This is a genomic window from Ruegeria sp. AG6, assembly GCF_056541565.1.
On record NZ_JBQFYQ010000006.1, the window covers coordinates 19312 to 35596 of the forward strand.

At 59.1% G+C, this 16285-nt stretch carries 15 protein-coding genes; 13 read left to right on the plus strand and 2 right to left on the minus strand.

What is annotated here, in order from left to right; translation table 11 throughout:
* Positions 1-57 precede the first annotated feature (57 nt).
* From ACR0I0_RS13360 to ACR0I0_RS13390, 7 genes are read left to right on the plus strand one after another with little or no spacing between them, the layout of a single operon-like run.
* Positions 58-2511, plus strand: a complete 2454-nt coding sequence (locus ACR0I0_RS13360) for an FAD-dependent oxidoreductase (RefSeq protein ID WP_209834747.1) — start codon at positions 58-60, stop codon at positions 2509-2511.
* Entirely contained in the window at positions 2511-3593 is a 1083-nt protein-coding gene (locus tag ACR0I0_RS13365) for an alcohol dehydrogenase family protein (RefSeq protein WP_245223569.1), read from the plus strand. The genes ACR0I0_RS13360 and ACR0I0_RS13365 overlap by 1 nt, the downstream gene beginning before the upstream one ends.
* Positions 3590-4168: a dimethylsulfonioproprionate lyase family protein gene (locus ACR0I0_RS13370; RefSeq protein ID WP_480491814.1), complete on the plus strand. Its 579-nt coding sequence runs from the start codon at positions 3590-3592 to the stop codon at positions 4166-4168. Before ACR0I0_RS13365 ends, ACR0I0_RS13370 begins: the two co-directional genes overlap by 4 nt.
* Positions 4165-4467, plus strand: a complete 303-nt coding sequence (locus tag ACR0I0_RS13375) for a hypothetical protein (RefSeq protein ID WP_480491816.1) — start codon at positions 4165-4167, stop codon at positions 4465-4467. Before ACR0I0_RS13370 ends, ACR0I0_RS13375 begins: the two co-directional genes overlap by 4 nt.
* Positions 4464-5570: a mandelate racemase/muconate lactonizing enzyme family protein gene (locus ACR0I0_RS13380; RefSeq protein ID WP_480491817.1), complete on the plus strand. Its 1107-nt coding sequence runs from the start codon at positions 4464-4466 to the stop codon at positions 5568-5570. Before ACR0I0_RS13375 ends, ACR0I0_RS13380 begins: the two co-directional genes overlap by 4 nt.
* Positions 5567-6670: a mandelate racemase/muconate lactonizing enzyme family protein gene (locus ACR0I0_RS13385; RefSeq protein ID WP_480491818.1), complete on the plus strand. Its 1104-nt coding sequence runs from the start codon at positions 5567-5569 to the stop codon at positions 6668-6670. Before ACR0I0_RS13380 ends, ACR0I0_RS13385 begins: the two co-directional genes overlap by 4 nt.
* 1 nt (position 6671) lies before the next feature.
* Positions 6672-7943 (plus strand): aspartate aminotransferase family protein, encoded by a 1272-nt coding sequence (locus ACR0I0_RS13390; protein ID WP_480491819.1) that lies wholly within the window; start codon positions 6672-6674, stop codon positions 7941-7943.
* A gap of 223 nt (positions 7944-8166) precedes the next feature.
* Here the strand turns inward: ACR0I0_RS13390 and hemC are convergent, their stop codons facing one another.
* Positions 8167-9132, minus strand: coding sequence for a hydroxymethylbilane synthase (gene hemC / locus ACR0I0_RS13395; protein WP_480491820.1), 966 nt, complete (start codon positions 9130-9132; stop codon positions 8167-8169).
* 106 nt (positions 9133-9238) lie between these two features.
* Between hemC and hemE the strand changes: the two genes are divergently transcribed.
* Entirely contained in the window at positions 9239-10273 is a 1035-nt protein-coding gene (gene hemE, locus ACR0I0_RS13400) for a uroporphyrinogen decarboxylase (protein ID WP_480491821.1), read from the plus strand.
* 80 nt (positions 10274-10353) lie between these two features.
* Here the strand turns inward: hemE and ACR0I0_RS13405 are convergent, their stop codons facing one another.
* Positions 10354-11448, minus strand: coding sequence for a CaiB/BaiF CoA transferase family protein (locus ACR0I0_RS13405; RefSeq protein WP_171724321.1), 1095 nt, complete (start codon positions 11446-11448; stop codon positions 10354-10356).
* Between the two features lie 165 nt (positions 11449-11613).
* Between ACR0I0_RS13405 and ACR0I0_RS13410 the strand changes: the two genes are divergently transcribed.
* The 5 genes from ACR0I0_RS13410 (at position 11614) to ACR0I0_RS13430 (ending at position 16148) form a co-directional block, all read left to right on the plus strand.
* Entirely contained in the window at positions 11614-12543 is a 930-nt protein-coding gene (locus tag ACR0I0_RS13410; RefSeq protein ID WP_480485877.1) for an ABC transporter ATP-binding protein, read from the plus strand.
* The gene (locus ACR0I0_RS13415) at positions 12540-13301 is read left to right on the plus strand and encodes an ABC transporter permease (RefSeq protein ID WP_171635104.1); all 762 of its coding nucleotides are present in this window, start codon (positions 12540-12542) and stop codon (positions 13299-13301) included. The genes ACR0I0_RS13410 and ACR0I0_RS13415 overlap by 4 nt, the downstream gene beginning before the upstream one ends.
* A gap of 114 nt (positions 13302-13415) precedes the next feature.
* The gene (locus ACR0I0_RS13420) at positions 13416-14213 is read left to right on the plus strand and encodes a S49 family peptidase (RefSeq protein ID WP_171724319.1); all 798 of its coding nucleotides are present in this window, start codon (positions 13416-13418) and stop codon (positions 14211-14213) included.
* Positions 14214-14384: 171 nt separating this feature from the next.
* Positions 14385-15347, plus strand: a complete 963-nt coding sequence (locus tag ACR0I0_RS13425) for a calcium/sodium antiporter (RefSeq protein ID WP_171635180.1) — start codon at positions 14385-14387, stop codon at positions 15345-15347.
* Between the two features lie 21 nt (positions 15348-15368).
* Positions 15369-16148 (plus strand): SDR family oxidoreductase, encoded by a 780-nt coding sequence (locus tag ACR0I0_RS13430; RefSeq protein WP_171724318.1) that lies wholly within the window; start codon positions 15369-15371, stop codon positions 16146-16148.
* Positions 16149-16285: the final 137 nt, after the last annotated feature.

A 16285-nucleotide genomic window follows, 5' to 3' on the forward strand; every position in this document is an offset into this window, starting at 1 on the left:
GTACATTTGTGGAATTAGCCTGTCGAGCAGAAACGCGACTCGGGAAGAGGAAAAATCATGTCCGGGAACGAACTGCCGTCACACGCCCGTGTGGTCATTGTCGGAGGCGGCGTGATGGGGGTCGGTCTGGCCTATCATCTGGCGCATGAAGGCTGGGGCGCTGATACCGTCCTGCTGGAGAAGGCCGAGCTGACCAGCGGCAGCACTTGGCATGCAGCGGGGCAGATCACGCATTCGACGTCCAGCTTTGGACTGGGCAAATGCGTGGATTACAATATTGGCCTGTACTCTGGTCAGTTGGAGGCCGAAACCGGCCAGCCCGTCACATGGCATGGCTGCGGTTCGTTCCGTCTGGCCTATACCGAGGATGAGATGGACTGGCTGCGCCACACCCTGTCGGTTGGTCGGTCGCTGGGTTTCAATATCGAGCTTGTTGGTCCCGAAAAGGTGGCCGAACTGCACCCGTTCTACAACCTCGAAGGTGTTTTAGGCGCGTTGCACACACCGGATGACGGACATGTCGATCCAACCAACGTGACCATGGCGATGGCGACCGGTGCGCGTCAGAAAGGCCTACGTATCTTCCGCAACTGCCGCGCGACCAACATCACGCAGGCCGAGAATGGCGAGTGGGCGGTTGAGACCGAGCAGGGCACCATCACCTGCGAGCATGTGGTGAACGCAGGCGGCACTTATGCCCGTCAGATGGGCGAATGGTCGGGGCTGCAATTGCCGATGACCTCGATGACGCACCATTACTTCGTGACCGAGCCGGTGCCTGAATTCCAGAACCTGGACACCGAACTGCCGGTGATCCGTGATGACCGCAAGGTCTCGGGCTATATCCGGATGGAGCAGCAGCGCGGTCTGATCGGGATTTACGAAAAAGAGAACCCGAACTCGGTCTGGCATGATCACTGCCCGTGGGAATACGAAAACTGGTTGTTCGACGCGGATTACGACCGGGTGATGCCGTGGCTTGAGGAAAGCCTGAACCGGATGCCGATCTTTGCCGAACTCGGTATTCAGCGCGACGTGCACGGGGCGATCTCGCACCCGCCGGATGGCAATCCGCTGATCGGACCAGCGCCGGGGGTTCGGAACTATTGGTGCTGTTGCGGGACCCAGATCGGCATCGGCTGGGGGCCGGGTCTGACCCGCGAACTGGCGCGGTGGATGGTGCATGGTGCCGCCGATATCTCGATGCGCGAATTCGATCCGCGCCGGTTCGGCAGCTATGCGACCAAGGATTGGCAGGTGATCAAGGCCGAAGAAGACTACTGCCTGCGCCATGAAATCCCCTTTCCACATTTCAACCGTCTGGCCGGGCGACCGATCAAGCCGTCGCCGCTGCATGAGCTGCTGAAATCCAAGGGCGCGGTGCATGAAGAAGTGTATGGTTTCGAACGCCCCCGCTGGTTTGCCCGCGATGGGGTGGAACAGCGCGACCATTATTCCTTCCGCCGCACACCTGCCGACGACATGGTCGCGGCCGAGGTCAAAGCCGTTCGTGAAAGCGTCGGCATCATGGACGTCACCGCTTTCACCAAGGTCGAGGTTTCGGGGCCGGGGGCTTATACCTTGCTTGACCGGCTGACCGCAAACCGGATGCCGCAGAAGGTCGGCTCGATCACGCTGACCCATATGCTGAACCGTCGCGGCCGTATCGAATTGGAGACCACGATTGTCCGCATGGCCGACGACCGCTTCTATCTGGTTTGTGCGGCCTTCTTCGAACAGCGCCTGCTGGATCATCTGGCGCAGCAGCGCGCGGATGAGGATGTGCAGGTAACTGCCCTGTCTGCCGACTGGTCGGCCCTGTCGCTGAACGGTCCTCGATCGCGGGATGTGCTGGCGCGCTGTACCGATGCCGATCTGACCAATGCCGGGTTCCGCTGGCTTTCCGCGCAGGAAATCACCATCGCCGGTCACAAGGTCTGGGCCTTCCGCATGTCCTATGCCGGGGAACTGGGCTGGGAACTGCACATGCCCAACGCTGCCTGCCTCGACGTCTACAACGCGCTTTGGGCGGCAGGTGAGGCGTATGGCATCACCGACTACGGCAGCTTTGCCATGAACGTGATGCGAATGGAGAAGGGCTTCAAAGGCGCGGGCGAGTTGACCAACGAGGTCACTCTGGCCGAGGCCGACGTGCTGCGTTTTGCGCGCACCGACAAGGATTATCTGGGCAAGGACAAGACGCTCAACACCGATCTGCCCTGGATCTGTGCCTATCTTTCAATTGAACCGGATGGAGAGATTGATGGGCATGGCGGAGAGGCGGTGCTGCTGGACGGGCGCGTCGTCGGGTCCACGGCGTCGGTCGCGTATGGCCACACCGTCGGTAAGATTCTGGCCTTTGCATACCTCAAGCCCGAAGCGGCCAAGGCCGGGACACAGCTGGAGGTCGTGATCCATGGCCAACCCCGTACCGCCCGTGTTCTGGACAAACCTGCCTACGACCCCGACAGTTTGCTGCCCCGCAGTGACGCCATACTGGAGACCGCTTGATGAGCCTGCCCGATACGATGAGAGCCATGGTCACAATGGGCCATGGTGGTCTGGAACAGATGGTGATGCAGGAAGACTGGCCGCGTCCAGAACCCGCAGCTGGTGAAGTTCTGATCAGGGTCGCAGCCTGCGGCCTGAACAATACCGACGTCAATACGCGGTCCGGCTGGTATTCCAAGACCGTAACGGATGCGACCACCGGTGGCGCATTCGAGGAAGTCGGTGAAGAAGACCCGACATGGGGCGGCAACCCGATCACCTTCCCGCGCATTCAGGGCGCAGATGTCTGCGGCCGTATCGTGGCCGTTGGCGAGGGCGTGGACAGCGCTCGTATAGGCGAGCGTGTCATCACGGATGGCTGGCTGCGAGATCCGGCTGATCCCGGCAACATGAACAAGACAGGGTACTTCGGTTCGGAACGCGATGGCGGGTTCGCCGAATATACCACGACTCTGGCGGTCAATGCGGTGCCGATCACTTCGGATCTGTCGGATGCCGAACTGGCCACATTCTCCTGTTCCTATTCTACCGCCGAAGGAATGCTGTCCCGTGCCAACGTGACGGAAAAAGACACCGTTCTTGTACCCGGTGCCTCTGGCGGGGTGGGTGGTGCTTTGGTTCAATTGGCCAAACGCCGTGGCGCGCGTGTGATTGCGATGGCATCCGAATCCAAACACGCCGACGTGGCCGATCTTGGCCCAGATGTGATATTGCCCCGCACACCTGAAGATCTGCGGTCGGCGCTGGGCGACGAGAAGATCACCGTGGTCGCCGATGTGGTAGGTGGCCCTTACTGGCCGAACCTGATCGACGTACTGGAGCGCGGCGGGCGCTACACCTGTTCGGGGGCCATTGCAGGTCCGATGGTCGAACTTGACCTGCGGACGTTCTATCTGCGCGATCTGACCTTCACCGGTTCGACCGTGATCGGACCCGAGGTCATGAAGAACCTCGTGACATATATTGAAGCCGGTGAAATCAAGCCGGCTCTGGCCGCAACCTATCCTTTGGAGGAGTTGCGGGACGCGCAAGCGGCGTTCATCGCCAAACAGCATACCGGCAACATCGTGGTGGTACCATGACGTTGGATGATGTTCTCGAGGCGGCCCGCCAATTGCATCAGGCGCATCCTGACCTTGCCGCGTTTGCATCATGGCCGGACGATCTGACACCGACGGGTTTGCAGCCTGCTCACATTCCGGCGACCGATCTGGTGGGCGATTTTGGCCTTGATGGCGTGGCGCCAACCCGTGATCTGGTCGCGGCGATCAAGGCCAGCGCGCATCTGGCGCAATGGAAACACACATACACCGAAGAGGAAGTCGGTGCGGATTTCCTGAATCGGTACGGGTATTACGAACTGTTCGGACCGACCGGGCATTTCCACTCGACCCAATTGCGCGGCTACGTTGGATATTGGGGCGCTGGTCTGGACTATGACTGGCACAGCCATCAGGCGGAAGAACTGTATCTGACCCTTGCGGGCGGAGCAGTTTTTCGCAGCTACGAGGATGAAACCTTCGTCGGCCCGCACCAGACACGACAGCACAAAAGCTGGCAAAGCCACGCCATGACAACGACGGACCAACCGATCCTGACCTTTGTCCTGTGGCGAGGCGAAGGGATGGGCGACCTGCCCAGAATGGACGCCGCATGAAAATCACCCGCATCCGAATTTACCAGACCGGGCTTCCCTATGTCGGCGGCACCTATGCCTGGGGTGCGGGAAACGCGATTGAAACGGCCATCGCATCGGTTGTCGCCCATTTTGCGGCGTCGACCCCGCCTGAATACCTGCAGAACACCACGGACATGATGAACTACAACACGCGATCTACGGGCGTCGGAGGTCCTGTCGATAAAGACGGAAAGCTTTATACAACCAATACGCCGGGATTGGGTGTAACCCCCGATTTTGAAAGCCTCGGCGCACCCGTGGCGGAGTATGCTCTATGAAGATTGAAACCATTACCGTTTTTCAGGTCGATTTGCCGCTCGAGCATCCCTATTGGCTTTCCGGGGGGCGCCTGAAGTTTGAAACGCTTGATGCGACGCTGGTCAGGCTCGAAACCGATACCGGTCTGGTTGGCTGGGGCGAGGGCACGCCCTGGGGGCACACCTATGTACCTGCGCACGGGCCGGGCATCCGGGCCGGGATCGAAACGATGGCCCCCTTCATCCTGAGCCTTGATCCGCGGCGCGTGCTGGACGTGGAACGGGCCATGGATCTAGCCTTGCCCGGACATCTCTATGCTAAAAGCCCCATAGACATGGCCTGCTGGGATATTACCGGTCAGGCGGCGGGCTTGCCGATTGCCGATCTGATGGGCGGCGGATCGCGTACACCGCGCCCGATTGCGTCCTCGGTCGGGGCAAAAACCGTCGAGGAAACACGCGAGGTTATGGAGCGGTATCGCAAGCGCGGCTATGTCGCGCATTCGGTGAAGATCGGCGGTGATGTCGAGCGGGACATTGCCCGTGTGCGGGATGTGGAAAGCATCCGGCAGCCCGGAGAGATTGTTCTGTATGATGTCAACCGTGGCTGGACGCGCCAGCAGGCCTTGCGGGTGATGAGCACCTGCGAGGACCTGAACGTGATGTTCGAGCAACCCTGCGAAACACTGGATGATATCGCGGCGATCTCAAGGCTTCATGCATCCCCAGTATCTGTGGACGAGTCCCTTGTGACCTTGCAGGATGCCGTCCGGATTGCCCACGATGGTCTGGCCCAGATATTCGGGATCAAGCTGAATCGCGTGGGTGGCCTGACCAAGGCCGCGCGGATGCGCGATATCGCGCTGGCCCATGGGATAGACATGTTCGTGATGGCTACCGGTGGAACGGTTCTGGCCGATACCGAAGCGCTGCATCTGGCCGCCACGATCCCGGATGACCATTGCCACGCGGTTTGGGCCTGTCAGGACATGATCACGGTTGATGTTGCAGGTGGTCGAGGGCCCCGTAACGTCGATGGCCATCTGCATCTGCCCGAAGCGCCGGGGCTGGGCGTGCATCCGGACGAAGCTGCATTGGGTGATCCAGTAGGAGAATATGCTTGAGAATTGACAAGATAACACTCTGGTCCGTCGATCTGACCAGCCATGAAACCTATCACATGGCTGGCGGCAAGACCTGCGCGACCGTGACGTCTCATATCCTGCGCCTTGAGACGGATACAGGTCTGACAGGTTGGGGCGAGGTCTGCCCGATCCCGCATTATCTGCCCGCCTATGCGGATGGCGTGCCGGGGGCCATCGCTGAAATGGGTCCCGAGATTCTCGGGGTTTCGCCAATTGGGGTCGATGCGCCGATGCGAAAGCTGGACGGGTTTCTGCAAGGCCACAGCTATGCGAAATCGATCGTCGACATCGCACTGTGGGATCTGTTCGGCCGCGCGGCGGAGGTGCCGGTTTACGCGTTGCTGGGCGGGCGGACACGGGCGGATATGGCGCTTTACCATTCGATCACATGTATCGCGCCGGACGAAATGGCGCGCATCGCCAAGGCAGCCTTCCAGACGGGCATTCGGCAATTCCAGGTCAAGCTGGGCGTCGAGGGCGATTGGCAGGCGGATGCCGAGCGGCTGATCAAAGTGCGCGAAGCCGTGGGAACCGGGCCGCTTGTGTATGGGGACTGGAACTGCGGCGCATCGCGCCTTCAGGCAACGCGAACCGGGCGCGCGGTGGCGCATCTGGATGTGATGCTGGAACAGCCCTGTAAAACACTGGAAGATTGCGCCGCTGTTCGTCAGTCGACGGGTCTGCCCATGAAGATCGACGAAAATGCTTTTGATCTTGCATCGCTGATGCGGGCGCATGAGTTGGGATGCATGGACGCGGTGGCGCTGAAACTGTCGAAATTCGGCGGTCTTTCGGCAATGCGTCGTGCACGCGATCTGACCGCGCAGCTGGGCGCCGAGATTTGTGCGGAATGCACCTGGGGATCGGATATCGTCACGGCGGCCTCGCTGCATTTTGCGGCTTCAACCCCGCATGGATCGCTGATGAACACTTGCGACTTGTCCTCTTACGTTGCCCCGCGCCTGTGCCCTGACGCACCAAACCGTGAAAACGGCCGGATTGCACCGCCCGAAGGCCCGGGTTTAGGTGTGACACCTGACCTCGAAATCCTTGGCGCCCCGATTTTGGAGATTGATTGAGATGCTGAAGATCCAGACACAGTCCGAGTGGATTGCACGCGCAAAAGACGTTCTGCCAGCTGGCGGTTTCGGCAACTTCGATCCGGGCATCATCATTGCCCGAGGCGAGGGCAGCCATGTCTGGGACGAGGACGGGAACGAATATATCGACTATCTGATCGGGTCCGGCCCGATGCTACTGGGCCATGGCCACCCCGAGGTGATGGAAGCGGTGCTGGAGCAACTGCCCAAAGGCATGACCTTCTTCGCCAACAACAGCAAGGGCATCGAACTGGCCGAGGCCATCATCGAAGCCGTCCCCTGTTGCGAGCAGGTGCGTTTTGTTGCCTCTGGGGGCGAAGCAGACATGTACGCCATGCGGCTGGCGCGCGCCTATACCGGGCGCGACAAGATCCTCAAGTTCGAAGGGGGGTATCACGGCATGAGCGCCGAGGCGCAGATGAGCCTGGCCCCCAGCCGCCGGGTCAATTTCCCGCAGGCCGTTCCCGACAGTGCCGGTATCCCCCAAAGCGTGGCCGAGCAGATGCTGATCGCGCCATTCAATGATCTTGACGCGGTGGCGGCGCTGCTGGACGAACATGATGATGTCGCTGCGATCATGGTCGAACCCTTGCAGCGGATCATCCCGCCCGAGCCGGGGTTTTTGCAGGGCTTGCGGACCTTGTGCGACAAATCTGGTGTGCTGCTGATATTTGATGAGATCGTCACCGGGTTCCGTCTGGCTTATGGCGGCGCACAAGAGCGATATGGCGTGACCCCGGATATCTGTACGCTTGGCAAGATCACCGGTGGTGGTTTCCCTCTGGCGGCATTGGGTGCCAGCACCGAGATCATGAAGCATTTCGACAAATCGAAAGTCGGAGAACAGGGCTGGCTGATGCAGTTGGGCACTTTGTCCGGCAATCCCGTCGCCTCAGCGGCGGGGCTGAAGACGATGGAGGTTTTGCGGCGCGACGGCACCTATGAACACCTGCGAGCGATTGGGAAGCAGCTGCAACAGATGCAATCGGACGCTTTGAATGAGGCCGGCATCGTCCATCGCATCTGCGGTGACGAGACTTTGTTCGACGTTTATTTCACCAAGGCCGAATGTCGGGACTATCGCAGCGCAAACCATGATGATCCGCAGCGCAATGCCACGTACAATGCAACCTTGCGGGCGCATGGAGTCTTCAAGGCTCCGGGCAAACTGTACCCGTCTCTGGCGGTTACCGAAGCGGATCTGGAACAGACCAGAGAGGCCGTACGTCACGCCGTTGAAGCGATTTCCTGAAGGCGGGTCTGGCATAACGTAAACGGGTCGCCGTTGAACTCAACAGCGACCCGCTACCTTTGGAAGCCGGGGGTCAGCCTCGCCCCCTCGAATACTGATTAAAACACCGGCAATCTAAAAACTTTTCGATACTTTCGAGACTGACCCGACTTCCTCTTCGGTATGTCACATTAATGCCTGATCGCGCCGCCTTCTACAGTGATCAAGTTCACACTAGGAAAACTTATTGTGAATTTTTCCAATCGAATAGATCAGGTCCCGCCTGTTCAAGCAGTTCAGCCGCCATCGCGCGGGCCATCTCGGGCCCATCCTCGAAGGGGCCGGTCATATCCCTGCTGGCGGTTTCCGTTCCGTCCGGGTGCAGCACTTCGCCTCGCAGCCTGAGTTTGTCGCCGTCCAGTTCGGCAAGACCGGCGATCGGGGTTTCGCAGGACCCGTCCAGCGCGGCCAGCAATGTGCGTTCTGCCGCCAGGCGCCATCCCGTTTCGGTGTGATGAATCGCGTCCAGCATTTCGGCTGCGCGCATGTCGTCGCAGCGCCGTTCGATGCCGATGGTGCCCTGCGCGATCGCTGGCAGCATGTCGTCAGGGGAAATGGCGCTGGCCGGAACCTCTTCCATTCCCAAACGGCGAATGCCTGCCATTGCCAGAAACGTGCAATCGGCAACCCCGTCTTCAAGCTTTTTCAGCCGTGTCTGCACGTTTCCGCGAAACTCGACCACTTTCAGATCCGGCCTCCGATTCAGCAGCTGCGCCCGCCGCCGCAAAGACGAGGTGCCCACAACGGCGCCTTCGGGCAGATCGTGGATCGAGCCCAATCGCGGAGATATGAAGGCGTCGCGCACATCCTCGCGCGGCAGGAACGTATCCAGGACCAGCCCTTCGGGTTGTTCAACGGGCATGTCCTTTGTTGAATGCACGGCGATGTCGATCTCGGCGCGCAGCATCGCCTCTTCGATTTCCTTGGTGAACAGGCCCTTGTTGCCGATTTCCTTCAGCGGTCGATCCGCGTCGATCATGGCGCGATTGTCACCGGTCGTCTTGATCACTACGATTTCGAACGCATCCTGTGGCAGATCAAAGGCATCGCTCAGGCGTTGGCGCGTTTCATAGGCCTGAGCCAGAGCCAGCGGCGAGCCACGAGTGCCGATTCTGAGGGGCGATGCGGGGGTGGGCAGGGTCAAAGTCATGTGCACAGCTTTAGTCGCGTCACATTGCCCTGACAATGGGGGCTGAGCTTGACAAATTGCCGCCGAAGGACGACCCGTTGCCTAAACCTGAATGCTGGGGACAAACATGGCCGAGACAAAGAAGCTGCTGCGGGCGCTGGCGGGCGAAGTACAGGATGTGCCGCCGATCTGGATGATGCGTCAGGCGGGTCGGTATTTGCCGGAATACCGGGCCACACGTGCTCAGGCCGGGGATTTCCTGTCACTGTGCTACAATCCTGAATTGGCAGCAGAAGTTACCTTGCAGCCAATTCGGCGATATGGGTTCGATGCGGCGATCCTGTTTGCCGACATCCTTCTTGTGCCACAGGCGCTGGGGGCTGACCTTTGGTTCGTGACAGGTGAAGGGCCGCGTTTGTCCACCATCACGCAGCAGGCCGAGTTTGATGCGTTGAAGCCTGTTGATGCGATTCACGAGACACTGTCACCGGTTTACGAGACGGTGCGCATTCTTTCGCGGGAATTGCCGTCGGAAACCACCTTGATCGGATTTGCAGGTGCGCCGTGGACTGTGGCCACCTACATGATTGCAGGGCGCGGCACGCCGGATCAGGGTTCCGCGCATGCGTTGCGCGAAGGTGATACCGCTTTGTTCGAGGCGCTGTTGGACCGCATCACCGCGGCAACGATTGAATATCTGTCCGCTCAGATCGACGCCGGAGCCGAGGTGGTCAAGATATTTGACAGTTGGGCGGGGTCTTTGACGGGCGAAGCTTTCCGCAAATACGCGGTGGAGCCGTGCCGGGTGATTACGCAGGCCATCAAGGAACGTCATCCTGGCATCCCCGTGATTGGATTTCCGCGGGAAGCAGGCGACGGGTATGTCAGGTTTGCAAGGTCGACCGGCGTGGATTGCGTGGCGCTGGACAATTCCGTGTCGCCCGAATGGGCGGCTAAGAACGTGCAGATTGATGGCTGTGTGCAAGGCAATCTGGCATCGTCGCACATGGTTACTGGCGGTCAGGCGCTGGTGGATGAGACTCGGCGCATCGTGCGCGCCTTTTCCAAGGGGCCGCATATTTTCAACCTCGGCCATGGGATCACTCCGGATGCCGACCCGGACAATGTTCAGCTGATGATCGACACGGTGCGCGGCGGGTAGAACGCATGGGAGGGGGCCAGCCCCCTCTTGGCCGCTGGCCAATTCACCCCCGGGATATTTCTGGCCAGATGAAGAGTGTGTCAGGTGCTTTCTGGGGCTTGGAGTTCATTCAGGATCTCGGTTGTGTGCTGGCCGCGGGCAGGGCTGGGCTTTGGTTGCCACTGGTGTGTGGAGAAGCGTGGGGCGGCGGCGGCCTGTAGGGTGCCGTCTGTCTGGCGCCAGGATTGACGGGCTGCATTCATCGGATGGGCTGTGGCCTCGTCGGGGCTGAGTACCGGGGCGACGCAGGCATCTGATCCGTCGAACAGTTTGGCCCAGTGGTCGCGCGGCCTGGATGAGAAGATCTCGGCCAGGCGCCGGGTCAGGTCGGGCCAGAGCTTGCGGGTGTACTGTTGTTGGAACGCCGGGTCCCGGGACAGGCCCAGGATTTCAAGAAATCGGGCGTAGAATTTTGGTTCGAGGCATTGGACCGAAACAAATCCGCCGTCCGCGCAGGTGTAGGTTCGGCTCCAATGCGGGCCGTCCAACAGGCTTTGGCCGCGGGTTTCAGACAGGTTTCCGGTTTGGCGCATGGTCATCAGAAGGTTCATCATATGGGCCGAGCCGTCGTAGATGGCGGCGTCGACCACGGTGCCTTTCCCGGTTCTTTGCGCGTTGATCAAACCTGCCAGGATGCCCGCGACAAGGTACATGGCGCCTCCGCCGATATCGCCGACCAAGGTTGCAGGGGTTTGAGGCGGCTGATCCGGGAGAGAGGCGTACCAGAGCGCACCGGACAAGGCGATGTAATTCAGGTCATGTCCTGCCGTGTCGGCCAGCGGACCATCCTGCCCCCAGCCGGTCATGCGGCCATATATCAGTTTTGGGTTGCGGGTCAGGCAAAGATCCGGGCCAAGACCCAGCTTCTCCATCACGCCGGGGCGAAAGCCTTCGATCAGCGCATCTGCCGTGTCAATCAGGCGACGGGCGGTCGCCAGATCTTCGGGATCCTTCAGATCAAGCGCAATCGATCGTTTGCCGCGGTCCAGAAGCGAGCGGTCGGGCATGCCCGGTGTTACTGCCTGGCCTTTGCGGTGGATCGTGATGACGTCGGCGCCCAGATCAGCTAGCTGCATGGCGGCAAACGGGCCGGGGCCCAGCCCTTCGATTTCGACTATGCGTATTCCATTCAGCATCGGCGCCCTCCGTTGTGGCAGAGTTTGCGGGTGGGTTGACGGATTGCAAGTTGGAATTGAGCATGGTTCTGACAACCATTACAGAATGCGCGGCACGTTGTGCGAAATTGACCTGTTACAGGCTGGTTCGGCGCGATAGGGTCTCGGTCGGAACGGGGAACGGATATGACGACCATTTTGTCCATCAAAGAACTTCGCAAGTCTTACGCGGATGGGTTCGAGGCGCTGAAAGGTGTGTCTCTGGATATTGAAGAGGGTGAGATACTTGCGCTTCTGGGGCCAAATGGGGCCGGAAAGACGACCCTGATTTCGACGATTTGTGGAATAACGACTCCGACCTCGGGGGTGGTCACGGTTGGCGGACATGACACCCAGTCCGATTATCGCGCAGCGCGCAGGATGATAGGGCTTGTACCGCAAGAGATCGCGTTGGAACCGTTTGAAAAGGTCTGGAACACGGTTCGACTGTCACGCGGGCTGTTCGGACTTGGCAAGGACAACGCGCGGATCGAAGAGATTCTGCGCAAGCTGTCCCTGTGGGACAAGCGCAACAACGCGATCAAGGAATTGTCCGGCGGCATGAAGCGGAGGGTGCTGATCGCCAAGGCCCTGGCCCATGAACCCCGTGTGCTTTTTCTGGACGAGCCGACTGCCGGAGTGGATGTCGAGTTGCGCAAGGACATGTGGGAGCTTGTGGCGGAACTGAAACGGGACGGTGTCACCATCATTCTGACCACCCATTACATTGAAGAAGCAGAAGCGATTGCGGATCGTGTCGGCGTCATCGACAAGGGTGAGCTTTTGCTGGTGCAGGACAAAGACACACTCATGTCGCAGATGGGAAAAAAGCAGATCGAAGTCATGCTGACCGAGCCCATAGATCGGATTCCCGATAATCTGGTCAGCCACAATCTGGCCCTCAACGGCGCGGGTGATTGTCTGATCTATACCTACGATACCCATGCGGATCGTACCGGCATAACGACCTTGCTGAATGACGTGTCCGAGGCCGGGTTGGTGTTGCGCGACGTGCAGACCAGACAATCAAGCCTGGAAGAGATTTTTGTCAATCTGGTATCGGGAGAGGCCGCATGAACTGGACCGCGATCGCTGCCATCTACCGGTTCGAGATGGCCCGTTTCTTTCGCACTCTGGCACAGAGCTTTCTGTCGCCGGTTCTGTCCACGTCGCTTTACTTCGTGGTGTTTGGCACCGCCATCGGCAGCCGTATCCAAGAGGTCGAGGGCGTTTCATACGGTGCGTTCATCGTGCCGGGGCTGATCATGTTGTCGGTGGTGATGCTGTCGATTTCGAACGCGTCGTTCGGAATTTACTTCCCCAAGTTTCTGGGCACCATCTACGAGCTGTTATCCGCTCCGGTCAATTTCATCGAGATCGTGATCGGATATGTCGGTGCCGCCGCAACCAAGGCGTTGTTCGTGGGGTTGGTGATATTGTTCACCGCGACGTTTTTCGTCGATATTCGGATCGAGCATCCATTCGCCATGGCCGCGTTTCTGATCCTGTCCTGTCTCAGCTTTTCGTTGCTCGGATTCATCATCGGCATCTGGGCCAGTAACTTCGAGCAGATGTCGCTGGTGCCGCAGTTGGTGGTGACGCCACTGATCTTTCTGGGGGGCACGTTTTATTCAATCTCGATGCTGCCGCCATTGTGGCAGACCATCACGCTGTTCAATCCCGTGGTCTATCTGATTTCGGGTTTCCGCTGGTCCTTTTACGGGCTGGCAGATGTGCCGATTGTTTTCAGTCTTCTTGCCATTGTCGCTTTTACAGGGCTGTGCCTGGCCGTCATAGGCTGGATATTCAAAACCGGCTGGCGCATTCGCAGTTGACCCTCGCCAAGGCGTTGCATTTTTGCCCATCGGGTGTGTGAATTTGGTTCACGTCGCGTTTTACGCCGGCAGAGTCCCTTGTTTACGGGTTGGGGGCACTCTACATCGGCACCCATGAAGCTCAGCCTGCCGTTTGTAAAAAAGCACCCTTGCGTGGCCGTTGTCCGTTTGTCCGGTTCCATTGGAATGGCCGGTCGCGGGTCCTTGAACGATACCACCCTGGCCCCGGTTCTCGACAAGGCGTTTCGAAAGGGGAAACCTGCGGCTGTCGCGCTCGAGATCAACTCTCCGGGCGGGTCGCCTGTACAAAGCTCTTTGATTGGCGCCCGAATTCGGCGTTTGTCGCAAGAGCTGGACGTGCCCGTGATCGGGTTTGTCGAAGATGTTGCGGCATCCGGAGGGTATTGGCTGGCGGCCGCTGCGGATGAGATCTGGGCCGACGACAGTTCGGTTCTTGGCTCAATCGGAGTCATTTCGGCAGGTTTTGGCGCGCATGTCTTCCTGGCACGGCAGGGGTTCGAGCGGCGCGTTCATACAGCGGGCAAATCGAAATCGATGCTGGATCCCTTTTCGCCGGAAAAGAAAGAGGATGTGGCACGCTTGCAAGGGCTGCTGGGCGACATCCACGAAAACTTCATCGCGCATGTCAAAGCCCGCCGGGGTGACAAGCTGGATCACAGTGCCGACCTGTTCACGGGTGAAGTCTGGCTGGCGCGTCGGGCGCATGAACTGGGTTTGATCGACGGTATCGCCCATCTGAAACCCAAGATGCAGGAACGGTTTGGCGACAAGGTCAAGTTCCGCCGTTATGGCGTGCGCAAACCGATCTGGTCTCGGTTCGGGGCCAGTCTGGCACAGGATGCCATTGCCGGATTAGAGGAGCGTGCGGCCTACGCGCGTTTTGGTTTGTGACGTGATCATCAAGGCTGTCACACTTTTTCTGATCTGCATGGGTGTCCTGGCGATGTTCGGTAAACTGCGCTTTCCGGGGCAGAAGAAACTGAGTTCGGCCAAGTGTCCGCGCTGCGGACGGTTTCGCATAGGCAAAGGCCCTTGTGCCTGCGAAAAAGGAGGTCGGACTTGATCACCACTTGGCTGCTGTCTGGTCTTGGGCTGTTGATCCTACTGCTTGCAGGCGATGCGCTTGTGCGCGGTGCTGTGAACCTGAGCTTGCGTCTGGGTGTTCCGGCGTTGATTGTCAGCCTGACGATAGTGGCCTTCGGAACGTCTGCACCCGAGTTGCTGATCGCCATCAGCGCATTGAAAGAGAACGCTCCCGGTATTGCGCTGGGCAACGTTGTCGGATCGAACACGGCCAACATCCTGTTGGTTCTTGGACTGCCCGCATTGCTGGCTACGATTCACACCAGTGAATGTGACAGCCGCAGGAATTACGTCTTCATGCTGCTGGCGACGGTTCTGTTCATCGGGCTGGCTTTTAGCGGAACATTCACATTCTTCAGCGGTCTGATCCTGCTGGCGGCGTTGAGTCTTGTCCTGATGACTGCCTTTCGTGAGGCGAAAGCACATCGCAAGGCCTGTGGTGAGGCTTGCGCGGATGATGACGAGCTTGAAGGCTTGGAGGAAGCCGACCCTGACATGCCCTACTGGAAGGTATCGATTTACCTGATCCTGGGGTTGGTGGGGCTTCCGATGGGTGCGCACTTGCTTGTCGACAACGCGACCGTCATCGCAAGAACCTATGGGGTCAGTGAAACGGTCATCGGCCTGACCCTGATCGCGGTTGGAACCTCTTTGCCCGAACTGGCGACGACGCTTATGGCCGCATTGCGCAGACAGGCCGATGTCGCGCTGGGCAACGTGATCGGTTCGAACATGTTCAACCTTCTGGCCATCATCGGGATCGCAACCTGGTTCGGGCGCATTCCGGTCGATCCGGAATTCCTTCGGTTCGATCTGTGGGTCATGCTGGGCGCATCGCTGCTGCTGGTTCCGTTTGTATTCCTAAAACGCGACATCTCGCGCGTCTGGGGGATGGTGTTGACTTTCCTTTATGTGCTTTACGTCATCGTATTGCTGGTGTGATCTGACCAAACGAGGTGAAGAATGACCCGAGCCCTAGTCACCGGTGCCGGTATTCGTCTGGGCCGGGCCATGGCACTGTATCTGGCAGATCGAGGTTTCGATGTGGCCGTGCATTACGCCTCATCCGAAGGTCCGGCGCAGGAGACGGCGGCAGAGGTACAGGCCCTGGGCCGAAAATCCGTGACCCTGAAGGCCGATCTGCTGGATGAAGCTCAGGTTCAGGCGCTGCTGCCCAAAGCGGCCGAGGCGCTGGGCGGGCCGATCACGTGTCTGGTGAACAACGCTTCGATCTTCGAATATGACAACATCCGCACGGCAACCCGGCAAAGCTGGGATCGACATCTCGACAGCAACCTGCGCGCGCCCTTTGTGCTGACGCAGGCCATGGCCGGTCAGGGGCTGAGCGCCGGAACAGATGAAAATGGCGAACCGCTTGCAACCGGCCTCATCGTCAACATGGTGGACATGCGTGTGCGTAAACTGACGCCCGAGTTCATGTCATACACCATCGCAAAAATGGGTTTGTGGACGCTGACCCGAACGGCGGCGCAGGCGTTGTCTCCGACGATCCGTGTCAATGCGATCGGGCCGGGCCCAACGATGCAGGGCCACCGCCAAAGCGAAGAACATTTCCAGGCACAGCGTTCAAATACCGTTTTGGAGCGGGGATCCAACCCGTCTGACATAACCGCTGCGCTTGGGTACTTTCTGGATGCACACGCGGTCACCGGACAGCTTTTATGTGTGGACGGCGGTCAGCATCTGGGTTGGAAAACTCCGGATGTTCTGGGTGTAGAATAAGTAATTCTGCTGCAAGTTTTGCACCGCTCTCAATCGTGTTACATGTGCGTTACAAAAATGTCTTTTTTTTCATACACTTGCTAAGTATGCAAAAAAATAATGTTTAAAAACAAACAGTTGATAAGTTGCCTATTTTT

Bases quoted from the DNA above. Each gene is read 5' to 3' on its own strand.
- ACR0I0_RS13360 (WP_209834747.1), top strand. From the start codon at position 58: ATGTCCGGGAACGAACTGCCGTCACACGCCCGTGTGGTCATTGTCGGA.
- ACR0I0_RS13365 (WP_245223569.1), top strand. From the start codon at position 2,511: ATGAGCCTGCCCGATACGATGAGAGCCATGGTCACAATGGGCCATGGT.
- ACR0I0_RS13370 (WP_480491814.1), top strand. From the start codon at position 3,590: ATGACGTTGGATGATGTTCTCGAGGCGGCCCGCCAATTGCATCAGGCG.
- ACR0I0_RS13375 (WP_480491816.1), top strand. From the start codon at position 4,165: ATGAAAATCACCCGCATCCGAATTTACCAGACCGGGCTTCCCTATGTC.
- ACR0I0_RS13380 (WP_480491817.1), top strand. From the start codon at position 4,464: ATGAAGATTGAAACCATTACCGTTTTTCAGGTCGATTTGCCGCTCGAG.
- ACR0I0_RS13390 (WP_480491819.1), top strand. From the start codon at position 6,672: ATGCTGAAGATCCAGACACAGTCCGAGTGGATTGCACGCGCAAAAGAC.
- hemC (WP_480491820.1), bottom strand. From the start codon at position 9,132: ATGACTTTGACCCTGCCCACCCCCGCATCGCCCCTCAGAATCGGCACT.
- hemE (WP_480491821.1), top strand. From the start codon at position 9,239: ATGGCCGAGACAAAGAAGCTGCTGCGGGCGCTGGCGGGCGAAGTACAG.
- ACR0I0_RS13405 (WP_171724321.1), bottom strand. From the start codon at position 11,448: ATGCTGAATGGAATACGCATAGTCGAAATCGAAGGGCTGGGCCCCGGC.
- ACR0I0_RS13410 (WP_480485877.1), top strand. From the start codon at position 11,614: ATGACGACCATTTTGTCCATCAAAGAACTTCGCAAGTCTTACGCGGAT.
- ACR0I0_RS13415 (WP_171635104.1), top strand. From the start codon at position 12,540: ATGAACTGGACCGCGATCGCTGCCATCTACCGGTTCGAGATGGCCCGT.
- ACR0I0_RS13420 (WP_171724319.1), top strand. From the start codon at position 13,416: ATGAAGCTCAGCCTGCCGTTTGTAAAAAAGCACCCTTGCGTGGCCGTT.
- ACR0I0_RS13430 (WP_171724318.1), top strand. From the start codon at position 15,369: ATGACCCGAGCCCTAGTCACCGGTGCCGGTATTCGTCTGGGCCGGGCC.